Raw genomic sequence first — 25,494 nt, forward strand, 5'->3', positions numbered from 1 at the left:
ACAACGACCGCCCTTCCGGGTCACCCGCACAGAGCCATTCGAGTGATCGCGCGAGCGGGCCCGGCACCCGGCGGCTGGAGGCCGCCGGGCACCGGGCCCGCTCAAGTGCCGCCGCCGGTCAGGGCTTCACGGCGATGCGGCCCTCGTCCATGCGCAGAAGCAGCAGCCGTTCGCCGGTCTTGTCCATGAACTCGTCGACCGCCTGGCGCGAGCCCTGCCAGTAGCCGTAGTCGTCGATGAGCAGGACGCCGCCGCTGGCCAACCGCGGGTACAGGTGCTCCAGTTCGTGCTTGGTCGAGGCGTACCAGTCGGTGTCGAGGCGCAGGACGGAGATCCGCTCGGGCGCCTCGCGCGGGACGGTCTCCTCGACCATTCCCTGGACGTAGTGGACGCGCTCCTTGGGGTACGGCACCTTCTCGAAGCCGGACTTGACGTCGTCGAGGGAGGCGACCGCCCAGATCGGACGGTCCTTCCCCTGCGTCTCCAGCAGCTCCGCGGCGGACTTGCCGTCGAGGCGCAGGTCCTCCTCGGTGGGCGGGGTCATGCCCTCGTAGGTGTCGAAGAGGTACAGGTCGCGCTCGGTCTCACCGGCGGCGAGCAGCGCCTTGGCGCAGGCCTGCATCGAACCGCCGCGCCACACACCGCACTCGACGATGTCGCCGGGGATGCCGTGCCGGACGACGTGCCGGGTCGCCAGGATGAAGGCGTTCAGCCGTTCGGGAGAGGTCATCGTGTACGGCTTCACCGCACGGATGATCTCCTTCGCCTCGTCGTCGTAGTCGGCGGGGAGGTTCAGCGCCTTGGGCTTGGGCTTCGGCTTCGATGCCGGGGCGGGCTTCGGCGCGGGGGCCGCCGCCGCGCGCTGGACCGGCATCGGCTTGCGCGTCAGCTGGTATCCGGTCAGTTGCTTCAGTGCGCCATTCACAGCGCGTCGCCATGCCATGGGAGCGGACAGTACGCGCAAACTCACTCTTGGTGCCACATTTCGTCAACATGCGTTCATCTGGTGTCACTTGCCGCCGAAACGGACTGCTCGTCCCCTTCGCGCGGCGCCACCACCTTCGGCCTGCCGCACTCGGCGCGGCCCTCGACGGGCTTGGGCAGCGGGACGCCGTCGACCCCGCCGATCCTGTTCGCCCACCAGTTGGTCGTTCCGCGCACGAAGGCCATGGTGAGGCCCGGGTAGTTCTTGGGCCGCTGGAACACGCCGACGGAGTCGCCCCAGTAGGCGTGCTTGGCGTCGATCTTGCCGTAGGCGTGGCGGATGCCGTTCATGGGCGGGAAGTCCGTGTAGGCCTCGCGGAGTTCGAGCCGGGTGTACGCGGCCAGGGCGCGGAACCCGTCGGGGTAGTAGCGCCAGCAGTCCTGCGCGTCGTGCACGTGGCCGCGCGAGGGAGCCGTCACGAAGGCGATGCCCTCCGGCTTCAGGACGCGGGCGATCTCCAGCATCGTCGCCCAGAAGAAGGGGATGTGCTCGAAGGCCTGCCCGGAGATGACGAAGTCGGCGCTGCGGGACTTCACGGGGATGCGGTAGGGCTTCGTCATCACGGCGTCGACGTTGCGGCCGTCGAGCACGTCGACGCCCACGTACTCCGTGTCGCGCCCTTCGAGCAGGGCCTTGTGGGTGCGGGTCTGCCCGTCGGAGACCCGGGCCCCGAGGTCGACCACCCGGTGACGCTTCCCCGTGGGCATGTACTGCTCGACGCAGAGTTCCATCTGCTCGTACGCGGACTGGTGCACGTCTCCTCCTACACAGGTACACAGAGCCTGAACGGGGATCTTCTCCGCATCACTCGCGTTTACCGTGTATCGACACAGCTGCGCCACCTGCGCGGGGTGCGCCGGGCGCACCACTTCCTCGCCGGTTCCTCGACGTAGGTGAACATCGCCCAGGACAGCGCGACCACGGTGACCCCGACGCCCAGGAGCGTGAACACCGCGAAGTTCTCCGGCTGCGGGCGGCCCCAGGTGTCGAGGATCAGCCGGTTGAGGGTCTGGTGCAGCAGGTAGAAGGCGTACGACCAGAGCCCGAGCAGCACCATCGGGCGCGAGCGGAGCCAGCCGCGGTGTCCGGCCAGTTCGCGCTGGACGTAGGCGGCGATGAACAGGACGGCGAAGAGGGCCGCGACCGACCGCAGGGCCCAGGTGAGCTGGCCGGCCGCGTACGGGCCGAACAGCGAGGCACGGTTGCTGTGGATGACGGCGTACGCGACGAAGCAGGCGAACAGCACCGACGGGTTGAGGCGGAGCCGGTGTCCGCGGCGCAGGGCCAGGGCGCAGGCCATGCCCACGCCGAACTCCGGAAGGCGGGTCACCGGGTGCCGCATGATCCATTCGCTGGCGAAGGGCGAAAGGTGGGTGGCGGTCCACCAGTTGAGCGCCCACATCGCGATGAGCCCGCCGACGGCGAGCAGGGCCAGGGTGCGGGTGCGCAGGCGCAGGACGTAGCGGATCGCGAACGGGAAGAGGAGGTAGAAGAACGCCTCGACGCTGAGGGTCCAGGCGACGCCGTTGCCGGGGAACGTCGGGGTGACGCCGGGGAACCACGTCTGCACGAGGAACAGCGAGGCGACGAAGCTGAGGGCGTCCGTCGGGACGCCGCCCCAGAGGTAGAAGACCCAGACGCAGGGCACGGTCGCGACCAGGTGGGCGGGCCAGATGCGGCCGAACCTGCGCCAGTAGAAGAGGCGGGCGCGGGTGCCGGGGCGGTGCCCCCAGGTGAGCAGGAAGCCGGAGAGCACGAAGAAGAAGTCGACGCCGGTCGCGCCCAGCTTCGAGTACGGGAAGAGCAGCGGCGCGTGGGCGACGCCGCCGTACGCGCTGAGCCCGGTGAAGTGGTGCACGAACACCGCGAAGGCGGCGAGGAAGCGCATCCCGGTGAGGGAGTCGACCCGGGGCGCGGGGTCGTCGGGGGTGCCGGGTCCGGGGAGGGGGCGTGTCTGCCGCGGGAGGGCCGTCGTCATGCGGTGGCCCCCTGGCTCGCGCGCAGGGCCGGGCCGCAGCCTGCCGGGCGCATCTCGGCGACCATCGCGTCCAGGGTCGGGCGCACGCGCTCGCGGAGTGCGGTGATCCGGTCCGGGTCGCGTACGGCGTCTCTTCGGACGTAGTCGCCGCCGTTGCCCTCGTGGTAGAGCGGGACGTAGCCCGCGGCCGTGAGCCGGGCCTCGGTCAGGCCCGTCTTGCCCGTCCAGGCCGCGTGGACGTGGAGGAGTTCGGGGCGCACCTCGTTCAGGACGTGGTGGCGCAGGGCGGCGGTGTCGCCTGCCGCGTACGCGTCGGCCAGGCGGCGGTCGGTCAGGCCCGCGAGGTCCAGGACGCGCAGCCGCGAGGTCAGCAGGGTGCCGCCGAGGTCGGGCAGGGCGACGGTGGCGTCGCGCAGGCCCAGATACCCGGCGTACGCGTTGAAGGTGTGGCCGTAGCGCTCGGCGACGTAGCACATGGACAGGGTCGGGCGGCCGATGAACTTGCGGTCCTGCGCGGCCTGTCCGGTGACCGAGAGCAGCAGGGCACCCACGAGCGCGCAGCCGGTCAGGGCACGCGCGCGGGGGCCTTCCGTACGCCAGACGGTCCCTGCGGCCAGCGCGAACGCCGTCGCGGCGAGCACCCACACCGGGGTCGCGAAGCGGTACAGCGCCATCCAGTCCCGGCCGAGCACGCCGTACGCGATGAGGGTCAGGGCCAGCGGGACGAGCAGCGCGGTCAGGGCTCCGCGGGACGGCCCTGGACGGGCGAGCGCGATGCCCGCGCAGGCCGCGCCGATCAGGGCGAGCGCCCAGCCGCCGTACGTCAACAGCTCTCCCGTGGCGGCGAGTTGGCCGAGCTGCGGGGGCTTCTGGGCCTTGGCCACCGCCGTGTTCGGGACCCAGAGCCCGAAGGTCGCGCGGCGCCAGAGCAGGAACACCGCGTACGGCAGCGCGAACGTGGCGCAGCTCAGCGCCACCGCCCGCACGGCGCGCGCGAGGCGGTCCCTGCGCAGGAACAGCAGCACGGTCACCGGGTAGGCCGCCGCGAGCGCCGCGCCGTCCGGCCGGGTCAGGGCGGCGAGCAGCGCGAGGGCCCCGGCGGTCGCGGCGACGGCGGGCCGCAGCAGGGTGCCGCGCACGGCCGCCCGCACGAGCAGCGCTCCGGTCGCGGCGGCGGTCAGCGCGTACAGCGGGTTCTCAAGACCCGAGAAGGACCACGCCACGTACGACAGGTTCGCGGCGAGTACTCCGCCGGTGAGCAGCGTCAACGCCCAGGCCCTGCCCGGCAGAACGGTCCGCGCCGCCGCGGCCACGCAGGCCAGGGTGCCCGCGGTGCAGAGCAGCGCGAGTGCCTTGGGGTAGAGCACCAGGTCGCTGACGCCGAGGAGTGCGCCGTGGTCGAAGAGGCCGAGCCTGCGGCCGATGAGGAGCAGGGCGAGCCAGGAGGGGTTGGAGTAGCCCTCCACGGGGTCGGCGCCCGGCTGCTGCACGGGGCCGAGGCCCTCGTCGACGCTGCGGGCGTAGGCGAAGGTGATGGCCGCGTCGTCGACGATCCACTGGCCGAGCGCGCTCGCACGCCAGGCGACCAGGAGGGTCGCGAGGGCCACGGCAGCGGGGTCGGCCCAGCGGTGACAGAGGGCGAGTGCGGTACGGGGGCGGGCCGGAGAGGGGGCTTCGGCTGGGCGTGAGGACAGCGGTGCGGATGGTTCCTTGCGGCGCTGGAACTGCGCGAGGGGACTGATCATTAAGGGGCTAACTTACACATATCGCCTCAAGTCACCCTCTCGTCCGCCAGGCGGGTGACCCGTACGCGGCCACACCCCTCGCCGGGGTCGATTGCGGTCAAAGTGGTCCAATGCACCACATTGGGTTCACGCCATGACCCCGGCCCCGCCGCCCGCGGTACGGCGGCTCGTCGCCACCGCACGGACCACCCGCTTCCGCGCGGAACGCGCGGCGGCGGGCCGGGGCGGCGGCGGTGCGCGGGGCCTCCTGGCGCCCGTGCACCTGTCGATCCGGGACAGCAGGACGCTCAACGTCGCCGTCGCCGCCCTCCCCGACGAGCGGGTCGAGGGCGCCCAGCTGGTCGTCTCGCGCGGCCACCGCAGGTTCCGCGTCCCGCTCGCCGCCGAACGGCACGCCCACGGCGGCCTGCTGCTCGCCGGGACCACCACCCTGCGCGGCCTGGCCGAGGGCGTCTGGCGGCTCACGGTCGTCACCGCCGACGTCCGCGGACGCGTCCGGCGGCGCGGCATCGGCGTCGACGGGGACGCCGAACTGCCGCCCACGCCCACCCTCCTCCACGCCCCCGACCCCCGCACCGGCACGCTCATCCGCCTCGTCCGGTGCCGCAGCGGGCGCGCGGTGCTGCAGGTGACACGCTCCCGGCCGCGCGCCGAGCTCGTGCGGTTCGTGCCCGGCGGCGACGGCATCGTCGTACACGGACGGCTCGTCATGGCGGGCGCGTCGCGGCGGTGGCGGGCGAAGGCCGTGCGGCGGCGGGACGGGGTCACCGTGCCCGTCGGGGCGGTGTGGGACGGCGCCGAGTTCAGCTTCCGGCTGCCCCTCCGGGAGATGGCCGGGGCGAGCCCCGGCCAGTGGGTGTGGGACTTCCACGTGGAGGGGGAGACCTCCGGTGCCTCGCTCCCTCTCGGGCGGTGGCTCTCCGACGTACGCGACCCCTCGGCCGCCTGTCCGACGCCCTTCCGTGTCTTCGCCCTGCCGGGCGGCGCCCTGGTCCGCGCGCACGCCCACTTCACCAAGTCCGGCGCCTTCGCCCTGACGTGCTGGGACATCTCGAAGGAGACCTCATGAAGATCACGTACCTCCTCGGCTGGGGCGACGAGATGGGCGGCACCGAGCTGGCCACGTACACCCAGGCGCAGCACCTCGCGGACCGGCACGACGTCGAGGTCATCTCCGTCTTCCGGACCCGTCCCGAACCGTTCTTCCCCGAGGCCCGCAGCCTCCCCGTCCGCTACCTCGTCGACCGCACGGCGTCCCCCGAGCGCCCGGTGCGCGGCTCACGTCTGGACGAGTCCGCCTGCCGCACGCTTGCCGCGCTGCCCAGCGAACTGATCAAGCCCTCCTGGGAGTCCGCCTTCGACCGCCTCTCCGACATCGAGATGGCCGCCGCCCTGACCACCCTGGACACCGACGTCCTGGTCACCACGACGCCCGCCCTGATGGCCGCCGCCGTCGGGCTCGTCCCTGCCAGGGTCGTCACCGTGCACCAGGAGCACCGCCCCACCCAGCGCCGCGGCCCCTCCGGTGAACCCCTGCTCCTGCACGCGCCGCGCCTCGACGCCCTGGTCACGCTCACCGACCGCACCCGTGACTGGATCGCGGAGTCCCTGGGCGCCACCGCCCCCGAGCTCGCGGTCATCCCGAACGCCGTGCCGGACGGCTTCAGGCCGCGCGCCGACGGCGAGAGCAAGGTCATCGTCATGGCCGCGCGGCTCACCGGCGAGAAGCGCGTCGACCACGCCGTGCGGGCCTTCGCCGAAGTCGCCGACGCCTACCCCGACTGGACCCTGCGCGTCTTCGGCGGCGGCCACCGCGAGCAGCACCTGCGCCGCCTGATCGACGGCTTCGGCCTTCAGGACCGCGTCGAACTCCTCGGCCCCTGCCAGGACATGGCCGCCGAGTGGGCCAAGGCGGGGCTCACCCTGATGACGGCCGGGCACAACGAGGCGTTCCCGCTGGTGCTGCTCGAAGCGCTGGCCGCGGGTGTGCCCGTCGTCGCGTACGACGTCCTGACCGGGCCCGCCGAGATCGTCAGGCACCGCGTCGACGGGCTGCTCGTGCCGCCCGGCGAAGTGCGCGAACTGGCCGCCGCGATGAGCGAGTTGATGGGCGATCCGGAAACCCGGCGGTCCTACGCCCGCGCCGCCCGCGAAGGCGTCTACGCCCGCTTCTCCTCCACCGACGTCACGGCGCGCTGGCAGGAGCTGTACTCCCGGCTCGTGGCGCGGCGCGACGCCCCCGAGCGGCTCGACGACCGCGCGGACCGGGTGGCGCTCGGCGTCGCGTCCGGCGGGAGCGGCTTCCGCCCGACCACGCCGTACACCCTGGACGCCGCGCCCAGCGGCGAGGAGCGTGCTCGCGAGGACGAGATCGCCGCCGCCGACACCAGCGGCCTGCTCATCCGCTCGGTGGGCCGGCTGGCCGAGCGCCGCGACGACATCCTCGCGCCCGCCATGACGGACTGGAACCTCGAACTCACCGCCACCGCGCTGGAGTCGGAGGACATCCCCTACGTACTCGTCCGCACGTCCGGCACCGCGCACACCCTCGCCGTGGCCGACGACGAACGCGACGGCGCGCTCAAGGCACTCGCCGAGTCCCTGCACGGCCAGCCCGTCTACGCCGAGCTGGTCCACCCCCGCGACGCCGCCCCCGGAGTCGTGCTCGCGGAGCGGCTCGACGGCATCGGGGAGGTCGCGGGCGTCCGGATCTTCAAGCCGGTGACCACGACGACGCTCTCCCTGCGGCACGGCGTCGGGCAGTCCTGCACGGTGGCGTTCTGGCCGCGGCTCGCGGAGGACGGGACCGATGCCCGGCGCGCGCCCTTCGGCACCACGCTGGCCGGGGCGGAACTTCCCTCGCTGACGCCCACGGCCACCCTCCGGGTCGGCGACCGCACGTACCCCACGCTCGACGTCTTCTCCCACGTCCTCATCGGAGACGTCGACTTCCCCATCGACGCGGTCTACACCTGGGTCGACGACTCCGACCCCGAGTGGCGCGCACGCCGCGCGGCGGCGCTCGGCCATCCTGAGGACGATTCGTCGCCGGACCACGGGGCCGTCCGCTTCCGCAACCGTGACGAGCTGCGCTACTCGCTGCGCTCCCTGGCGATGTACGCGCCCTGGATCCGGCACATCTACCTCGTCACGGCGGGCCAGACGCCGTCCTGGCTGGACGAGGACCACCCGGGCATCACGGTGATCGACCACCGCGACCTCTTCGCCGACCCGGACACCGCGCTGCCCACCTTCAACTCCCACTCCATCGAGAGCCAACTGCACCGCATCGAGGGCCTGTCGGAGCACTTCCTCTACCTGAACGACGACATGTTCCTGGGCCGCCCCACCACCCCGGAGACCTTCTTCCTCAGCTCGGGCACCGCCCGCTTCTTCTGGTCGACGGCGTCCGTGCCTGCGCTGCCCGTGTCACCGGATGACGAGGGGTATCTGGCGGCGGCCAAGAACAACAGGGCGCTGCTGCAAAGGGAGTTCGGCCGGACAACCACCCACAGCTTCTTCCACGCCCCCTACGCCCTGCACCGCAGCGTCCTGGCGGAGCTCACCGAACGCTTCCCGGAAGAACTCGAAGCCACCGCACGCAGCCGCTTCCGCTCGAACAGCGACCTCGCCCTGGTGTCGTCCCTGCACCACCACTACGCGTACCTCACGAGGCGTGCCGTGCCGGGTTCCCTCGCGTACGACTTCGTGGACATCGGAAGCCGCGCCGACCACGCGCGTCTGGGCCAGCTGCTCCAGGGCCGCAACAAGACGGCCTTCTGCATCGGCGAGTCCCCGGACAGCGAACTGACCGAGGAGGAAATGGCCCTGGCCATCCGCTCGTTCCTGACGGCGTACTTCCCGGTCCGCTCCCCCTACGAGCGGGGCTGACCCTCCAGGAACAACCGCCGCACCACCCGCTCGGCGGCGGCCCCGTCGTCGTAGGGACAAAACCGCGCCCGGAACGCCTTCCGCAGCGCCGCCGCCTCGGCCGTGTCCCACTCCCCGCTCAGGAAGAGCCCGGCGAGCTCCTCCTCGGTGGTGGCCACGACCCCCGGTGTCTCCCCCGCACGCCCCGACAGCAGGTCGAAGTACGTGCCGCGCGCCAGGCTGTACGCCTGCCAGTCGGGGGCGTACGTCACGATCGGGCGGTCCAGGCAGGCGTAGTCGAACATCAGTGACGAGTAGTCCGTGACCAAGGCGTCGGCGGCCAGGCAGAGGTCTTCCACGCGCGGGTGTCCCGTCACGTCGATGAGCTGGGGGTGGGCCCGCAGGCCCGCGTCGGCGCCGTAGAAGTAGTGGGCCCGCACCAGGACCACGTACTCCTCGCCCAGTGAGCGCACGAACCGCTCCAGGTCGATCCGCGGCAGGAAGCCCTTCTGGTAGTCGCGGTGCGTGGGCGCGTAGAGCAGCACCCTCCGGCCACCCCCGACCCCCAGCCCCTCCCGGATGGCCGCGATCTCACCCTCCCCCGCCGTGAAGTAGACGTCGTTGCGCGGGTAGCCCGCCTCCAGGGCCTGGTAGGCCGTCGAGGGGTAGACCCGCTCCCAGACCTCCGTGGAGTGCGGGTTCGCGGAGAGGCTGAAGTCCCACTGGTCGGTGTGGTCGAGGATCTTCTGGAAGCTGATGCCGTGCGTGCCTGCCGGGTAGCGGCGCTGGTCCAGGCCCATCTTCTTGAGCGGGGTCCCGTGGTGGGTCTGGAGGTAGACCTGGCCGGGGCGCTTGGTGAACCCGCCGGGGAAGCTGGAGTTGTTGATCAGGTACGTCGCTCTCGCCATCGTCTGCCAGTAGCGGCGCGATCCCTCGATGACGTACTCGACGCCCGCGGGCACCTTGTGCTTGTTGCGGCTTGAGACCACCCACACGCCCTTGATGTGCGGGGCCAGTTCGCGGGCCTTGGCGTGGATGGCGGCCGGGTTGCAGGAGATCCCGCGGTTCCAGTACGCGCCGTACACCGCGAGGTGGGGGTCGAGGGGGCGGCGCAGGTCCGCGCGGTAGGTGAGGCGCATGACGCGGGCGCGCAGTTTCTTCTTCCGGTCCTTGAGCTTGCGGGTGACGCTGCTCCTGCGGGAGCGGCTCTTGCGGTGCGCTTCGTAGGCGGCGTACGAGGCGGTGGCGATGGCCCGCTCGCCCGCGGTTGGCGCCGGGCCCGTCGGGCCGTACGTCCGGTAGAGGCGGGCCGCCCCGCGGAAGAAGTCCCTGCGGTCGCCCGGCGCGATACGCCCCGCGTCGTCGAGGACGGCAAGGAGATGCGCGGCCGCGTGCGGGACGAGCCGGGCGCGGTCGGCGGGGTCGGCCGCGGCCAGCAGCTCCTCGTACCGGCCGATGACCGCGAAGTGCGCCCGGCCGGGAGTCTTGGCGAAGCTGCCGCCGCGCCGCTCCCGCCAGCGGACGCAGGCCTTGTCGAGGACGACGGTGCGTGCGCCCTCGGCCATGGTCGCGCGGCGTACCGGCACCACGTCCTCGTACGGCCCGTCGCTGAACGCGAGGCGTCGCTCCTGCCAGAAGTCGCGCCGGAAGACGCGGTTCCAGGCGGCGACGGTGACGGCCAGGGGGTCTCCCGCCAGGTCGTCGCCGCCCGCGCGCACGTTCTCCCACCAGTCGACGCGGTCATGGGCGAAGAGCAGGACGTCCGGGTTCTCCGCGGCGTCGAGTGCTTCCGCGATCGCCTCCAGGGCGCCCGGCAGGAGCAGGTCGTCGCCGTCGATGAAGAGGAGGTAGTCGCCGGTGGCGCGGTCCGCGCCGATGTTGCGGGCAGGACCCGGGCCCGCGTGTGCCGGGATGCGTACGAGTTGCACGCGCGGGTCGCGCTCCGCACACTCCGCGGCGATCGCGGCGGAGGCGTCGGGCGACGCGTCGTCCACGACGATCAGCTCCAGATCGCCGAGGTTCTGGTCGAGCACGGAGTCCAGGCATTCCCTCAGGTAGCCCTGGACGCGATGGGCGGGGACGACAACCGAGAAGCGCGACATGGACACCGACCGTAGCCAGCCGGACACGGCCTGTCGAAGACCCCGCATCACTCATTGGGATGAAGGGGGGCAAAGAAATTGACCGGATCGGGCAAAAGGGATGAATACGCCCGTACTCCCATGATTGCTCCCCCGTGAAAGGCCGGTCGCCGTGCAGCCCCGTCTCAGCGTCGTCGTGCCCATCTACAACGTCGAAGAGTTTCTGGAGGAGTGCCTGGAGTCGATCGCCGGGCAGACCATGGCCGACCTGGAGGCCGTGCTCGTCGACGACGGCTCGACGGACGGCAGCCCGCGGATCGCACGAGAGTTCGCGGCGAAGGACCCGCGGTTCGTCTATGTGCGCCAGCCGAACGCGGGCCTCAGCGCCGCCCGCAACACCGGGGTGCGGCACGCGACCCCCACCGCCGAGTACCTGACCTTCGTCGACAGCGACGACGTCGTGCCGCACGACGCGTACGCCCGGATGACCGAGAGTCTGGACTCGACCGGGTCCGATTTCGCGAGCGGCAACGTCTGGCGCCTGAACGAGCGCGGCCGCCAGCAGGCCTGGCAGTACAAGTGGCTCACCGAACCGCGCTCACGCACGCACATCAGCCGAGACCTGGACCTCCTTTCCGACCGCGTCGCCTGGAACAAGGTCTTCCGGCGCGCTTTCTGGGACCGGCACGGCTTCACCTTCCCGGAGGGGAAGCTGTACGAGGACACGCCCGTCATGATCCCCGCGCACTTCCTCGCGGGCTCCGTGGACGTGCTCAGCGACCACGTCTACTACTGGCGGGTGCGCGAGGGTTCGATCACCCGGCGGCGCACGGACGTCAAGGGCGTGCGCGACCGGATCGCGGCGTGCGCGCACGTCAGCGCGTTCCTCGCCGAGCACGCGCCCGAGATGCGGGGGACGTACGACACCTCCTGTCTGCGCGACGACTTCGTGTACTTCCTGGAGGGCCTGCCGATGGGCGGGCCCGAGTACCGCGCCGCGTTCATGAAGGGCGCCGCCGCGTTCCTGCGCCGCGCGGATCCCGGGGTCGTCGCCGGGCTTCCGGTGTCCCTGCGCGTGAAATGGCATCTCGTACGCGAAGGGCGCACCGCCGACCTGATCGACCTGCTCACCTTCGAGCAGCACAACAACAAGAACGCCTTCCAGGTGCGCGGCGTGGTGCGGCGCAGCGCCGCGTACCCGCGGAGCTCGGGCGGTCACATCCGGGTTCCGCAGGAGCTCGCCCGGCTCGGCCGTGGCGAGCTGCCGGTCATCGCCCGTGTGCGGGAGGCCAGTTGGAGCTCCGACGGGCTGCTGCGGATCAGCGGTTACGCGTACGTGCGCAATATGGAGGCGACGCGTCCCGGGCACTCCGTCAAGGCCGCGATCCTCAAGTCGGCCCACAGCAGGGCCCAGTTGAGGCGGGTCCCCACCCGGACGGTCGCCGCCCCGCAGGCCACCGAGAACTCCCGGCAGCAGCTGCACTGTTACGACCTCTCCGGGTTCGAGCTGACCGTCGACCCCGAGCGACTGAAGACCGGCGGCCGGTGGCGGCCGGGCAACTGGCTGCTCGGCGTGGTCGTAGCGGGCCACGGTTCGGTGCGCCGGGCCGCGGTCCGCCCCCTGGACGGGTCGGCAGCCCAGTCCGTCGTACGCGAACTGGGCGACGGGCTCCGCCTGGTGCTCGGCTTCAGCAAGGGCCGCCTGGTGCTGAAGATCCAGGAGTACGTGGCGCGGGTCGACGCCCACCACCGGGACGGCGACGAGATGGTGCTCAGCGGCCACCTGCCGAGCCACCTGCTCCCGACGGCCCTGCGCCTGACGCACAAGCACTCCTCTGCGGAGTTCGACTACCCCGTGGCGCTGCCGGGCGACGACCGCTTCGACGTGCGTGTGCGCCTCGCGGACCTGGAGGACATCGCGCCGACCCCGCACCTGGCGCCCAAGGAGGTCGAACCCCCGCACGGCGACCGCTGGCAGGCCAACCTGGTCCTGCCCGACGGCAAGCTCAAGTCCCTGGCGGCGGCACTCGACCTGCCCCCCGGGCGCTACGCCTCACGCGCGGGCGACCGCGAGCTGTGCGCCTCGGCGAACGACCAGGGCCAGCTGGTCGTCGAGCTGACCCGGCAGCCGATCGCCGACCGGGTGGCGTGGAGCGTGGACGGCACCCTGACGGTCGAGGGCACGGTCTCCGGCGCCGGCTGGGACACGGCGGAACTGGTGCTCCGGCACAGTGGCAGGGACGAGGAAGTGACCGTTCCGGTGGAACGTTCCGCCGGGCGCTTCCGGGCGGTGGTGGCCCCCGGGGGCGGGGCGCTGCGGGAGGGACGCTGGTACGCGTTCCTGCGGGAGGCGGGGGGCGCGGGGGGCGCGGCGAGTGCCGGGAGTGGCACCGCCGCGCACGGCTCCCACGGCGAGGACGGCATGCCCGTGCGGCTGCTCGCCTCCGTCTCCGCCGGCTTTCCGCTCCACCAGACCGTGGACGGGCGGGAGTTCACCGTCGACCGGCGGTTCGGGGACCGGCTGCTGCTCGAAGCCGGGTCCGTGCTCGCGCGCGGTGAGCGGGGGGCCTATCGGCAGCACCGGCTGCGTACGGCGCACTATCCGCGCCAGCGCACGCAGCAACTGCGGGACGCGGTCCTCTACTTCGACGGTGACTCGCCGCGCGCGGTCCACGAGGAGCTGGTGCGGCGCGGCGTGGACGTCGAGCACCTGTGGGTGACGCAGGACCAGCAGACGCGGGTGCCGGCGGGGGCGCGGGGCGTGGAGGAGCACAGCGCGGCCTGGTACGAGGCACTCGCCCGCTGCCGGCGCATCGTCACCGCAGGGCATCTGCCCGACTTCTTCGAGCGGCGGGACGGGCAGACCGTCGTACAGACCTGGAACGGGGCGCCCCTCAAGCGCATCGGCACCGATCTCACCGACACGCTCTACGCCGACCACGGCCACCTCGACGTCCTGCCGAAGCTGTCGCGCCAGTGGGACGTGCTCGTGTCGCCGAACCGTTTCTCGACCCCCCACCTGGGGCGCGCGCTCGCCTACGAGGGCGAGGTCATGGAGGCGGGCTCGCCCCGCAACGACGTCTTCTTCTCCGACGACCGCGACAAGGTCGCCGAACGCGTGCGCCACGAGCTGGGCATCGCCCCGGACAAGCGGGTCGTCCTGTACGCGCCGACTTTCCGGGACCACCTCGCCTACTCCCCCGGCCGCTTCCGCTACGAACCCGCGCTCGACTTCGCCGCGGCACAGGACGTGCTCGGCGACGACCACGTCCTGCTCGTCCGCAAGCACCCGCTGACGGCGGGCCGCCTGCCCGGCGCCCGCGCACCCTTCGTACGCGATGTGTCGTCCCACCCCCGCACGGCCGAACTCCTCCTGATCTCCGATGTGTTGGTGACGGACTACTCCTCCCTGATGTTCGACTTCGCGCACACCGGGCGTCCGATGCTCTTCCACGCCTACGACCTGGAGCACTACCGCGACACGGTCCGCGGCTTCTACCTCGACTTCGAGACCAGCGCGCCAGGACCGCTGCTCGCCTCCACCGGCGAGGTCGTCGAGGCGCTGCGCGACCTGGACTCGCTCACGGCCCGGCACGCGGAGGCGTACGCGGCGTTCCGCGAGGCCTACTGCGATCTGGACGACGGGCGGGCGTCGGCCCGTGTCGCGGAGAGGCTCATGCGATGACCACGGCCACGCTCGGGCCCCACCGGGAGGCCCACGGCGCGACCGCACTGAACCGGCGCAAGAGGTGGCGCCCGAGCCCGTACGCCGTGTTCGGCGGTCTCTTCTGGATCGTCATGTCGCTCGCCTTCTGGCGGGTGCCGATGTGCTGCGACTTCGGGCAGCACGCCGCGGTCGTCGAGCGTCTCAAGTCCGACCTGCTGCACCCGCGCCACCCGATGGCGGACCTGCCGGGCGCGGGCAGCCCGTACTACTCGCCGTACGCGGTGGCGCAGGGCCTCTTCGCGCGCGTGACCGGGCTCGCGGGCTGGGAGGTCGTGAAGCTGGCGGGGCCGCTGAATCTGCTGGTGCTGCTCACGGGTCTGGGCCGGTTCGTGAAGGTCCTGACGCCACGTCAATGGGCGCCGGTCCTCGCCCTGTTGGCGATGGTGGTGCTCTGGGGCACCCGGATGGCGTGGTGGAGCGGCTATCTGGGCCTGATGTCGATGACGGGGAACCTCGCCTATCCGTCGACGTTCGCGATCGGCCTGGCGTTCTGGGCGTGGGGGTGGGCGGGCTCGCTCGCGAAGTCACCGCGGGGTGTCCTCGCGTACGTGGGGCTCGGCGCGCTCTGCGGGGTGGTCCTGCTCGTCCACCCCATCTCGTCCGTGGCGGCGGTGATCGGCGTCGTGGCGTTCGCGGCCTCGGCCCGGCGGCCCTTCGGGGCGCTGTGGAAGTGGGCGGCGACCGCCGTGACGGCGGCGGTGATCGCGGCGAGCTGGCCCTACTTCTCCGTCTTCTCCCTCGTCGGTGACGAGAGCGTCGACTGGATCCACCGGCAGCTCTACACCGAGATGCCGCAGCGCTTCTGGCTCGCGCTGATCGGGCTGCCCGCGCTCGCGCTGCGCTTTTGCAAGAACCGGCGCGACCCGCTGGTCCTGATGTTCGCCCTGGACTGCGCTGTCGTGGCGTACGGCTGGCTCAGCGGCCACTACACCTACGGCCGCATCCTGGGCCTGACCTTGGTCCCCCTCCAGTTCGCCCTCGCGATCGAGCTGGCCGCGCCCCGCCCATGGCGGCGGTGGCGCATGGCCCTGGGAGGAGTCGCGGCCACCGGAGCGGCCGTCGGCTTCTTCACGCTCCAGGCGGGCGCGGTCGTGCCGCGCGCCCTGGACCCGGTGGGCTTCGACCAGCCGCCGCGCTGGCCGGGCTACGGCTGGGCGGTGCGCCACTTCGACCGGGGCGACGTCGTCCTGACCAACGGCTACTACCCCACCCGCTCCATCCCGGCGTACGGCGCCAATCTCGTCGCCCCGGCCTGGCCTGACGCCTCGCTCGCCGAGGACACGCGCAACCACCGTCTCCAGAAGGTGCGCGACTACCTCTCGCCCGATTCGACCCGCGCGGAACGCACGCGGATCGTCCGCCGCTACGACGTGCGCTGGCTGCTGCTCTCGCCCGACCAGAAGGTTCCGGACGAGGCCGTGGTGGTGGCGTGGGGGCCGCGTACGGGTGAGGTGCTTGCGCGGGTGAGCGGCGGGCACACGAACGTGAGCGGCGGGAAAACCGAGGCGGACGACGGAAGAGCGACACAGAACGAGGGCAACACGAACCAGCCGAAGACCCCCTAATCGGATAATTACTAGCAACCTCTAAAATTTCCCCCGTGGATCCCTCTCTGTCTCTCTCGCCCCCGTCGCCCCAGATCTGCGTCGTCGTGATCGGCTACAACGACGCCGCGCACGTCACGGACGCGGTGCGCTCGGCCCTCGCCCAGGGCCCCGCCGTCCGCGAGGTGATCGCCGTCGACGACTGCTCGACGGACGACAGCGGCGAGCTGCTCGCGGCGCTCGCCCAGGAGGACCCGCGCGTCAAACCCATCCGCCGCTCCGTCAACAGCGGCGGCTGCGGCACTCCCCGCAACGACGGCATCGAGGCCACGACGTCCGCGTACGTGATGTTCCTCGACAGCGACGACGTCCTGCCGCCGGGCGCGGTCGACGCCCTCCTCAAGGCCGCCGCGCGGCACGACGCCGAGGTGGTCACCGGACTCTGCGTACGCCGCGAACTGCCTTCCGGACGCGAGAGCACCTGGCAGCCCATGCTCTACACGAAGCCCCGTCTCATCGCCCGTCCCGAGCTGCGCACCCGCCTGGTCCACGACACCCTCTGCGTCAACAAGCTCTACCGCACCGACTTCCTCCGCAAGCACACCCTCCGCTTCCCCGAGGGCCGCTTCACGTACGAGGACTTCGTCTTCACGGCCCGCGTCCTCGCGGCAGGACCGCGCATCGCGCTGATCACGGACCCCGTCTACGTGTGGAACGTGCGCCGCACGGCGGCCAAGCTCTCGATCTCCCTGGACCGCTCGGGCATCGCCAACTGGCAGGCCCGCCTGGAGGCCCACCGCCAGTCGGTCGAGATCCTCCAGGAGGCGCGGAGCGCGTCGGGGGACGCGGGCAAACGGCTCGCGCGCGCCGCCCGCGCCAAGTTCGTCGACCACAGCCTGCGGATGTACGCGCGCGAGCTCACCACGCGGAGCCCGGAGTACCGCCGGGAGTGGTGGACGGCCACGCGCGCGTACCTCGCGACCTTCGACGCGGCCGACCTGGACGCGGCGCCCGCGCCGGGCCGGATCATCGCCCGCGTGATCCTCGCCTCCCCCGAGCCGCGCGACCTGACCCGCCTCCAGGAGGTGGCGGCCCGCCCCGCGCGCCTGTCGCCGCCCTACCCGCGCTCGCCCGACGGCACCACGCCCACCTGGTCCCAGGACCTTTCCCAGGTGACCCTGGAACACCTCCTCGTACGCCCCATCCGCCTCCTCCCGCTGGCGGTGGACGCGGAGCTGCGGCCGCGCGCGGGCGGCAGCCGCCTCACGCTGCGGCTGCACGAGCTGTACGGGCGGGTGGCGGACGCGGGCCCGACGACGGTGGACGTGGAGCTCGTGCCGAGGAGCGGCGACGGCCCGGTGCTGCGCCGCACCGCGGCGTTCAGCCCTTCGGACCCCGGGACCTGGCTGACCGAGGTGGTCCTCGACCTGGGCTCGCTCGGCGGCGGCGTATGGGACCTGCGGCTGCGCCTCCACTTCGGCGACGGGACGGCGCGCGAGACGACGGCGCGGGCGGTGGCGGGGCCAGGGCTGCTGCGGCGCACGGCGCTGCCGTCACGCCGGGGAATCCTGCTGGCCCAGCCGTACAGGACACAGGCGGGGAACCTGGCGGTGCGGCTCGCGCCGGGGTTGCGGGGGATGCTGGGGGTGGCGCGAAGGCGGCTCGCGCGGTGGGTGAGCGGAGCCGGCCGCTGACGCTGCCCGTACACACACCTCTGCGACACTGCACACCCACCCGCTCGAACTCACACAGAAGGCTGACTGACGACGATGACCTGGCTGATCACCGGCGGTGCCGGCTACATCGGGGCACACGTGGTCCGCGCCATGACGGAGGCGGGCGAGCGGGCCGTGGTCTACGACGACCTGTCCACGGGCATCGCCGATCGCGTCCCGGAGGGCGTACCGCTGGTGACGGGTTCGACCCTCGACGCGGACCTGTTGTCCCGCACGCTGAGGGAGCACGCCGTCACGGGTGTCGTGCACCTGGCGGCGAAGAAGCAGGTGGGCGAGTCGGTGGAGCAGCCGCTGCGGTACTACCACGAGAACGTGGAGGGACTGCGGGTCCTGCTGTCGGCGGTGACGGAAGCGGGGGTCGCGTCCTTCGTCCTCTCCTCATCCGCGGCCGTGTACGGCATGCCTGACGTGGACCTGGTGACGGAGGAGATCCCCTGCCTCCCGATGAGTCCGTACGGCGAGACGAAGCTGGCGGGTGAGTGGCTGGTCCGCGCGACGGGCCGGGCGCACGGCCTGTCGACGGCGTCGCTGCGCTACTTCAACGTGGCGGGCGCGGCGAGCCCCGAGCTGGCCGACACGGGCGTCTACAACCTGGTCCCGATGGTGTTCGAGAAGCTCACGGACGGCGAGGCACCGCGCGTCTTCGGCGCCGACTACGCCACGCCGGACGGCACGTGCGTACGCGACTACATCCACGTGGCGGACCTCGCCGAGGCCCACGTGGCAACGGCCCGCAAGCTGGCCGAGGCGCCACGCGGCACCGACCTGACGCTCAACATCGGCCGAGGCGAGGGGGTTTCGGTCCTGGAGATGACGAAGGTGATCAACGAGGTCACGGGCTACGACGCACCGCCCACCGTGGCCCCCCGCCGCCCCGGCGACCCGGCGAGGGTGGTGGCATCGGCGTCCCGCGCCGCCACGGAACTCGGCTGGTCGGCCAAGCGGGACGTACGCGAGATGGTGACGTCGGCGTGGGCGGGGTGGGTTCGGACGCATCCGGAGGCGGCGAGGAGCTAGCCCCGGAGTTTCCGGAGCTCCCGCGGTTCGTGAAGCGGCTGTCGGCCGCGGCTTGCACGGCATTCCCACGACACGCCGTGCGAGGGGCGGCCCCGGCGGGACTTTCCTGCAGTCACACCCCAGCCGCCGATCCCACCCCAGCCGCGCTCACAACAGCCGCACTCACAACGCCCGCAGCGCCGCCGCCGTAGCCGAGGCGAGGCTGCCCAAGTACCCCTTGGGCAGCTCGGCCCGGACCACCACGGACCGCCAGTAGAGCGGCCCCGACACCAGGTCGAGCGCGAGGTCCTCGTCGACCCCGTCCCGCACCTCACCCCGCGCCACGGCCGCCCGCACGATGCCGTTCGCCACCCCGTGCTGCCCCTCCCGCAGCGCCTTCTGCATGGCCTCCGCGATCTCCGGGTTGCGTGCCGCCTCCGCCTGGAGGTCGGGGATGACCTGCGAGGCCACGGGGTGCCGCAGGGCGCGCGACGTCACCTCGTAGAGGAGTCGCAGGTCGCCCTCCAGGGAGCCGCTGTCGGGCATCGGCAGGCCCTGGACCGCTATCGCCGACACCAGGTCGAGCACGAGGTGCAGCTTGGAGCGCCAGCGCCGGTAGACGGCGGTCTTGCCGACGCCCGCGCGGCGCGCGATGCCCTCGATGGACATGCGTGCGTACCCGACCGCCGCCAGCTCCGCGAAGACGGCGGACCTGATGGCCTCGGTCACATCCTCGCGGAGCACCGCGGCCCCCGCGGGCGCCCTGCGGCGGGGCTGCTCACGCGGCTGTTCATCTCCTGGCCTGCTCGTCGTCATGCGAACAGCATAGAACGTGACGACGATACGGTTGCGTTCCGACGTAGCGACACCCTACTCTCGACGTTGCGACGATACGGGTCCGTCCCGACGTAACGAGTAAGGAGCAGCGGCAGTGACTCAGGTCCTCGACGCACCACCCCGCACGGGGGCCGCGGCGCCCGACCCCGCCGAGCTCGCCGCCCGGCACGGCCTGACCGTCAGCGGCGCCCGCCCCACGCTCCCCGCGTACGTCCGGCAGCTGTGGCAGCGCCGCCACTTCATCACCGCCTTCGCGACGGCCAAGCTCACCGCCCAGTACAGCCAGGCGAAGCTCGGCCAGGTCTGGCAGGTGATGACTCCGCTCCTGAACGCGGCGGTCTACTACTTCATCTTCGGCGTGCTGATGAACACCAAGCACGACGTCCCGGACTACGTCCCGTTCCTGGTCACCGGCGTCTTCATCTTCACGTTCACGCAGAGCTCGGTCATGGCGGGCACCCGCGCCATCGCCGGCAACCTCGGCCTGGTGCGTGCCCTGCACTTCCCGCGGGCCGCGCTGCCGGTCTCGTTCAGCCTGCAACAGCTCCAGCAGCTCCTGTTCTCCATGGGCGCGCTCGTCGTGATCCTGCTCTGCTTCGGCGTCCCGCCGAGCATGTCCTGGCTCCTGGTGGTCCCGGTCCTGCTCCTGCAGTTCACGTTCAACACGGGCCTTGCCCTGGTGATGGCCCGCCTGGGCAGCAGGACGCCCGACATCGCGCAGCTGATGCCGTTCGTGCTGCGTACGTGGATGTACGTGTCCGGGGTGATGTGGAGCATCGACGCGGTCCTCAAGGACCAGCACCTGCCGCACGCCCTCCAGGTCCTCCTGGAGTGCAATCCGGCCGCCATCTACATCGACCTGATGCGCTTCGCGCTCATCGACAGCTTCCAGGCGGACCAGCTCCCGCACCACGTCTGGGCGTGGGCGGTGGGCTGGGCGCTGCTCGCCGGAGTCGGCGGATTCATCTACTTCTGGAAGGCAGAGGAGACGTACGGCCGTGGCTGAGACGACGATTGCACCCCTCGCTGAAACCGCACCCGCCCACGCACCCGCACCCGCACCCGCACCCACTGTCATCGCCGACCAGGTGGACATCGTCTACCGCGTCCACGGCGGCGCCACGACGGGCCGCGGCAGCGCGACCGCCGCGCTCGGCCGCATCCTCAAGCGCGGCAAGGGGGGCAAGGGCGGCGAGTCCCCCGGCGTACGCAAGGTGCACGCCGTCAGGAAGGTCTCCTTCACCGCCCACAAGGGCGAGGCCATCGGCCTGATCGGCACGAACGGCTCGGGCAAGTCGACGCTCCTGAAGGCGGTCGCCGGGCTTCTCCCCGTCGAGAACGGCCGCATCTTCACCGACGGCCAGCCCTCCCTCCTCGGCGTGAACGCGGCCCTGATGAACGACCTCACCGGAGAGCGCAACGTCCGGCTCGGCGGTCTGGCGATGGGCATGAGCCGCGAGCAGATCCAGGAGCGCTACCAGGACATCGTCGACTTCTCCGGCATCAACGAGAAGGGCGACTTCATCACGCTCCCGATGCGTACGTACTCCTCCGGCATGGCGGCCCGGCTCCGCTTCTCCATCGGCTCCGCCAAGGACCACGACGTACTGCTCATCGACGAGGCCCTCGCGACCGGCGACCGCTCCTTCCAGAAGCGCTCGGAGGCCCGCATCCGCGAGCTGCGCAAGCGCGCGGGCACGGTCTTCCTGGTCAGCCACAACAACAAGTCGATCCGCGACACCTGCGAGCGCGTGCTCTGGCTTGAGCACGGCGAGCTGCGCATGGACGGCCCGACGGAGGACGTCCTGAAGGAGTACGAGCGCTTCACGGGCGGCAAGAAATAGCCGAGCCGCCCCGCCCTACCGCTCCAGGAAGAGGAACAACTCCTCCCAGCGCCGCACGACTTCACCCGTCGTGTAGCGCTGGATGTTCACCCTGGCCAGCTCCCCCATCCGGTCCCGCAGCTCCTTGTCGGACATCAACGTGTCCAGCCTGCGCGCCAGTTCAGCCGTGTTCCCGAGCTGTGCAAGCAGTCCGTCCACGCCGTCCTGGACGATCTCGTGCACGCCCGGCGCGCAGTCGAAGGCCGCGCACGGCACGGCGGTGGCCATCGCCTCCATCAGCGCGAGCGGGAAACCCTCGCCCCGCGACGACTGCACGAACACCGAGCCGCCCCGCAGCGCCCCCGGCACATCGCTCGTGCGGCCCATCCACTCAACGGAGCCGTCGAGGCCGAGGGACGTGCACTGCTTCTTGAGTATCTCCTCGTCCTCGCCGGAGCCGTAGATCCGCAGCTTCCAGTCCGGGTGCAGCGGCGCGACCTCCGCCCAGGTGTCGAGGAGCATGTCGATGCCCTTCTGGTCGTGCAGGCGGCCGATGCTCGTGACGATCTTCTCGGTGCGCCGCGAGGGCACTTCGGGCATGAACGGCAGCGGGTTCGGCATGAAGGACGCGTTGTCCATGCCCTGCCTGATCCACAAGTCGGCGTCCTCGCGGGTCAGCGCGAGCATCCGGTCGATGTCCTTGTAGTGCTTGCGCACCCGCCCGAACCGCGAGCACGCCCGCGAGTACGCGAACGACTCGTGGCTCATGCCGATGACCAACATGCCGGTGGTGTCGGCGAGTTCCACCCACTCCATCGCCCACACCTGCGTGACGATGACGACGGCGCCGGGCCCTGCCTGCGCGAAGAGCGCGGTCAGCTTGGCGGCCTGCTCGTGCATGCCCTCCGCGCGCCGCTTGCGCAGCCGGTGCTCGGCCACGTTGAGCCGCCCCTTGATGCCGCGCGCCGGGCCGACGCGCGGCGGGTGCTCGTCGTACAGCGTCGTGGTGGGGTACGGCAGGTCCGTGCCGACGTCCTGCGGGACGCCGGGGTCCGTGATGCCAATGACGTGCACGCGGTGGCCGCGCTCGACGAGGAGGCGGGCCATCTGGTGGGACCAACTGGTGATCCCGCCCAGCTCGTTGACGCTGTTGGAGACGAAGAATATGTCCCGCGTCCGCTGAGCCGTCCGAATCGCTGCTGTCTGACTCACTTGCCGCTCCAGTGCGAGAAGAACTGATCGACGATGCTCTTGGCGGCGTCGCCCCGGTCGTACTCACCGAACTCGGCCACGAACCGCTGCCGGGCGCCCGCGTATTCGAGGGCCTGCTCGTCCAGGGCCTTCAGCGCCGCGAACAGCTCGTCCTCGGTGTCGACGACCGGGCCGGGAGCCCGCTCCCGCAGGTCGAAGTACGTCCCTCGCCCTTCGTGCACGTATTCCTCGTAGTCGTACGTGAAGAACAGCATCGGCCGGTCGAGGAGCGCGTAGTCGAACATCACGGAGGAGTAGTCGGTGATCATCGCGTCCGCGAGCTCGTAGAGCGGCGTGACGTCGTGGTGTGCGGAGACGTCGATGACGCGGCCGCGCACGGACGGCGGGAGCACCACGTGGTTCAGGTAGTGCGAGCGCACGAGCAGCACGTAGCGGTCGCCGAACTCCTCCGCGAACCGCTCCACGTCGAAGGGCAGTTCAAAGCGTCCGTGCCGGCCGCCGTGACGGCGGAAGGTCGGCGCGTACAGCAGCACCCGCTTGTCCTCGGGGATGCCCAACTCCGCTGCCAGCGCCCCGCGTTCGCGCACGCCGGTCGCGTCCTCGGCGCGCTTGGCCCGCACCAGCGCGTCGTTGCGCGGATAGCCGACCCTGAGCAGCACCTTCTCCTTCAGACGCAGGGCCTTCGCCAGGGTCCGCACGTCGTGCTCGGAGCGGATCAGGAAGCGGTCGAAGCGGTCGAGGACGCGCTGCTGCTCGTCCTGGGCCGCCTTGCCGCGCAGCTTCCACGCGGGCTCGTCGAAGCCCATGCGCTTGAGCGCCGAGCCGTGCCAGGTCTGGATGTACGTCGTCTCGGGCCGCTTGGTGAGCTTGAGCGGGTAGCTCTGGTTGTCGACCCAGAACTCGGCCTGCGCGAGGGCCTTCAGGTACGGCAGCGACCAGCGCCGTACCAGCGTCGCGTCCTCGGGGAAACCCTGCGGATTCCCGGTGTAGGACCACACGGCGTCGAAGTCGAGGCCCTGGCGCCGCATCTCCTCGTAGATCGCCCGGGGGCTGTCGCTGTACTGCTTGCCGAGGTGGCTCTCGAAGACGACCGTGCCCTTCTTCACCGGCAGGCGGCTGAACACCTCGTCGTACACGCGCAGTTTGCTCTGCCCGGATGTGAGGTCCTTGCGCAGCTTCTTGGCCTTGCGGAAGCCGGTCTTGGCGAGGCGCCCCGGCACGCCCTGCGTCCCGCGGGCCACCAGATCCTGGATCCGGTCGGCCGCCGCGTCCCGCGTGACGAGCCGGAACGCGAGGTGCCCGCGCTGCGAGACCTCGGGCTCCATGTGGTCGGCGACGAGGCGGGTCAGCCTCGGCCGCACCGGAAGCCTCCCCTCGGCGAGCCCCGGGTCGCACGCGGTGAGCCGTGTCCTGGTGCGCACGCCGTCGGCGGTGAGGTGCAGGCGCACGTCCCAGACCGCGTCGACGACTCCGAGCGGGCGAAGGCGTCGCGCGAGGTCGACGGAGGCATCCCAGGTGATGGCGTCGCCCTCGTACCGCACGGCGGAGACCGGGAAGCGGAAGGTCTGCAGGCTGCGGCGGCGCGCACTGAATTCCAGCTCGGCGGTGAGCACGGCGTCCGGGCCGACGACGCCGAGCGGGTTGGTGATGCGGCCCGCCATGCGGACGGTCCCCGCCGACTCCTCGTACCGCGTCAGGACGTTGCGCAGGAACATCTGGTCGAAACGCTTGCCGTGGTAGCCGAGCTCGGTCACGTCGAGGACCTGGCGGCCGAACGGGTCGTCGAGGTGTTCGGCGCACCAGTACACGCGCCCGTCCCGCTCGGCGAGGGGCGAGGAGATCTTGTCGCGGTTGGTGAGGGTGTCGACGGCGGGCAGCAGGTTGTCCCAGTCGCCCTGCTCCAGGAGGTAGGCGCAGATGGCCTGGATGGGCTGCACCTCGTCGTAGGCGGCGCGGTCGAGCCCGGCGAGGTAGTCGCGGGCGAGGCCGGCGAACTCCTGGCGGAAGGAGGCGTCGCGGAACGGCAGGTCGCGCAGGTGGAGCACCAGGTCGTGCTTGAGGAACTTGATGTCCTTGGCGAGCCGCAGCTCGTCGAGGCCGCGCTCCGCGAGCAGCGCGTCGATCCGGCGGTGGATCTCCATGCGGTGCTCGAAGTTGGTCATCTCGTGACGCCGGTTGGTCACGGACTTCGCGGCGGCGCGCTCATGGACGTGCCAGAAGTAGACCTGGTTGGGGATGAGGGTGATGCGCTCGGCGGCGAGGTAGGCCTCGGCGATGAACATCAGGTCCTCGTAGAACATCCCCTTGGGGAAGCGGAGGGCGTTCTCGACGAGGAAGTCGCGGCGGTAGAGCTTGTTCGTGGAGAGCGTGTCCCAGACGAACAGGTCGGGCAGCTCGGTGACGGACTCCAGGGTGCGGGTCGTCGCGTAGAGCCAGGGGTACCACCGGTCGCGCTTCTTGTTGCGGGTGTCCATGGAAAGACGGACGCAGAGCCCGGAGACGATGTCGGAGCCGTCGCGCTCGGCGGCTTCGAGGAGGTTGCGGCAGGCGTTGCGCTCCAGGACGTCGTCGCTGTCGAGGAACATCACGTGGCGTCCGACGGTGTATCCGATGCCCACGTTGCGGGGCTCACCGCCCGCGCCGCTGTTCTCCGGCAGCTGGTAGGCCCGCACCCGCTCGGGGTGCTCGGCGGCGATGCGCTGCGCCGTCTCGTACGAACCGTCCGTGCTGCAGTCGTCGACGATGACGACCTCGACGCCGCGCAGCGTCTGGTCGAGCACCGACTGCACGGCGGTCGGCAGCCGCTCGGTGTCGTTGTAGACGATCACCACTACGGACACATCGGGTCGCGCCTCCGGCGTCCCCCGCTCACCTATCGCTCCCATGCGTCCCTCCAGTCAGATGCCAGCTCATCCTACTAATTATCGCTAATGCCCGATTGGCGCTCTTCAGGGGGGTGT

General features: G+C 71.4%; 16 protein-coding genes. 8 read left to right on the forward strand and 8 right to left on the reverse strand.

All coding sequences use genetic code 11. The annotated features are described in order from the left end of the window. Positions 1-118: 118 nt before the first annotated feature. The 4 genes from E5671_RS20110 to E5671_RS20125 are packed head-to-tail and all read right to left on the reverse strand — an operon-like array spanning position 119 to position 4,708. On the reverse strand, positions 119-943 hold the full coding sequence (locus E5671_RS20110; protein ID WP_160505351.1) for a TylF/MycF/NovP-related O-methyltransferase: 825 nt from the start codon (positions 941-943) through the stop codon (positions 119-121). 56 nt (positions 944-999) lie between these two features. After that, complete coding sequence (locus E5671_RS20115; protein ID WP_160505352.1) at positions 1,000-1,740, reverse strand: methyltransferase domain-containing protein; 741 nt, start codon at positions 1,738-1,740, stop codon at positions 1,000-1,002. 59 nt (positions 1,741-1,799) lie between these two features. Next, a complete protein-coding gene (locus E5671_RS20120; RefSeq protein WP_160505353.1) occupies positions 1,800-2,963 on the reverse strand; it encodes an acyltransferase family protein in 1,164 nt (387 codons plus the stop codon). Continuing rightward, positions 2,960-4,708, reverse strand: coding sequence for a hypothetical protein (locus tag E5671_RS20125; RefSeq protein ID WP_160505354.1), 1,749 nt, complete (start codon positions 4,706-4,708; stop codon positions 2,960-2,962). The genes E5671_RS20120 and E5671_RS20125 overlap by 4 nt, the downstream gene beginning before the upstream one ends. 133 nt (positions 4,709-4,841) lie before the next feature. Between E5671_RS20125 and E5671_RS20130 the strand changes: the two genes are divergently transcribed. Together E5671_RS20130 and E5671_RS20135 are read left to right on the forward strand one after the other, a co-directional pair. Next, positions 4,842-5,777 carry a hypothetical protein gene (locus E5671_RS20130; RefSeq protein ID WP_160505355.1) on the forward strand — a complete coding sequence of 312 codons (936 nt, stop codon included), beginning with the start codon at positions 4,842-4,844 and terminating at the stop codon, positions 5,775-5,777. Next, complete coding sequence (locus tag E5671_RS20135; protein ID WP_160505356.1) at positions 5,774-8,599, forward strand: stealth conserved region 3 domain-containing protein; 2,826 nt, start codon at positions 5,774-5,776, stop codon at positions 8,597-8,599. The genes E5671_RS20130 and E5671_RS20135 overlap by 4 nt, the downstream gene beginning before the upstream one ends. On the opposite strand, the gene E5671_RS20140 is transcribed toward E5671_RS20135, so the two are convergent. After that, positions 8,584-10,680, reverse strand: a complete 2,097-nt coding sequence (locus tag E5671_RS20140) for a bifunctional glycosyltransferase/CDP-glycerol:glycerophosphate glycerophosphotransferase (protein WP_160505357.1) — start codon at positions 10,678-10,680, stop codon at positions 8,584-8,586. The two genes, E5671_RS20135 and E5671_RS20140, sit on opposite strands and share 16 nt — an antisense overlap. A gap of 151 nt (positions 10,681-10,831) precedes the next feature. Here E5671_RS20140 and E5671_RS20145 point away from each other — a divergent pair, with 151 nt between their 5' ends. From E5671_RS20145 to galE, 4 genes are all read left to right on the forward strand, one after another. Beyond that, positions 10,832-14,344, forward strand: a complete 3,513-nt coding sequence (locus tag E5671_RS20145; RefSeq protein ID WP_160505358.1) for a CDP-glycerol glycerophosphotransferase family protein — start codon at positions 10,832-10,834, stop codon at positions 14,342-14,344. Further along, positions 14,341-15,951 carry a hypothetical protein gene (locus E5671_RS20150; protein WP_237330201.1) on the forward strand — a complete coding sequence of 537 codons (1,611 nt, stop codon included), beginning with the start codon at positions 14,341-14,343 and terminating at the stop codon, positions 15,949-15,951. Before E5671_RS20145 ends, E5671_RS20150 begins: the two co-directional genes overlap by 4 nt. Before the next feature lie 35 nt (positions 15,952-15,986). Next, on the forward strand, positions 15,987-17,624 hold the full coding sequence (locus E5671_RS20155; protein WP_336605795.1) for a glycosyltransferase family 2 protein: 1,638 nt from the start codon (positions 15,987-15,989) through the stop codon (positions 17,622-17,624). Between the two features lie 75 nt (positions 17,625-17,699). After that, on the forward strand, positions 17,700-18,683 hold the full coding sequence (gene galE / locus E5671_RS20160; protein WP_160505359.1) for a UDP-glucose 4-epimerase GalE: 984 nt from the start codon (positions 17,700-17,702) through the stop codon (positions 18,681-18,683). A gap of 162 nt (positions 18,684-18,845) precedes the next feature. Here galE and E5671_RS20165 read toward each other — a convergent pair whose 3' ends face one another. Beyond that, entirely contained in the window at positions 18,846-19,478 is a 633-nt protein-coding gene (locus E5671_RS20165) for a TetR/AcrR family transcriptional regulator (RefSeq protein ID WP_160505360.1), read from the reverse strand. A 115-nt stretch (positions 19,479-19,593) separates the two neighbouring features. Here E5671_RS20165 and E5671_RS20170 point away from each other — a divergent pair, with 115 nt between their 5' ends. Both E5671_RS20170 and E5671_RS20175 read left to right on the forward strand, forming a co-directional pair. Further along, a complete protein-coding gene (locus E5671_RS20170; RefSeq protein ID WP_160505361.1) occupies positions 19,594-20,505 on the forward strand; it encodes an ABC transporter permease in 912 nt (303 codons plus the stop codon). A gap of 7 nt (positions 20,506-20,512) precedes the next feature. Continuing rightward, a complete protein-coding gene (locus tag E5671_RS20175; RefSeq protein ID WP_336606058.1) occupies positions 20,513-21,343 on the forward strand; it encodes an ABC transporter ATP-binding protein in 831 nt (276 codons plus the stop codon). A gap of 15 nt (positions 21,344-21,358) precedes the next feature. Here the strand turns inward: E5671_RS20175 and E5671_RS20180 are convergent, their stop codons facing one another. Together E5671_RS20180 and E5671_RS20185 are read right to left on the reverse strand one after the other, a co-directional pair. Further along, positions 21,359-22,534 (reverse strand): glycosyltransferase, encoded by a 1,176-nt coding sequence (locus tag E5671_RS20180; protein WP_336605796.1) that lies wholly within the window; start codon positions 22,532-22,534, stop codon positions 21,359-21,361. Then, positions 22,531-25,419 (reverse strand): bifunctional glycosyltransferase/CDP-glycerol:glycerophosphate glycerophosphotransferase, encoded by a 2,889-nt coding sequence (locus E5671_RS20185; RefSeq protein WP_160505363.1) that lies wholly within the window; start codon positions 25,417-25,419, stop codon positions 22,531-22,533. The genes E5671_RS20180 and E5671_RS20185 overlap by 4 nt, the downstream gene beginning before the upstream one ends. Between the last annotated feature and the right edge of the window lie 75 nt (positions 25,420-25,494).

It is taken from the genome of Streptomyces sp. BA2 (assembly GCF_009769735.1).
Lineage (GTDB): Bacteria > Actinomycetota > Actinomycetes > Streptomycetales > Streptomycetaceae > Streptomyces.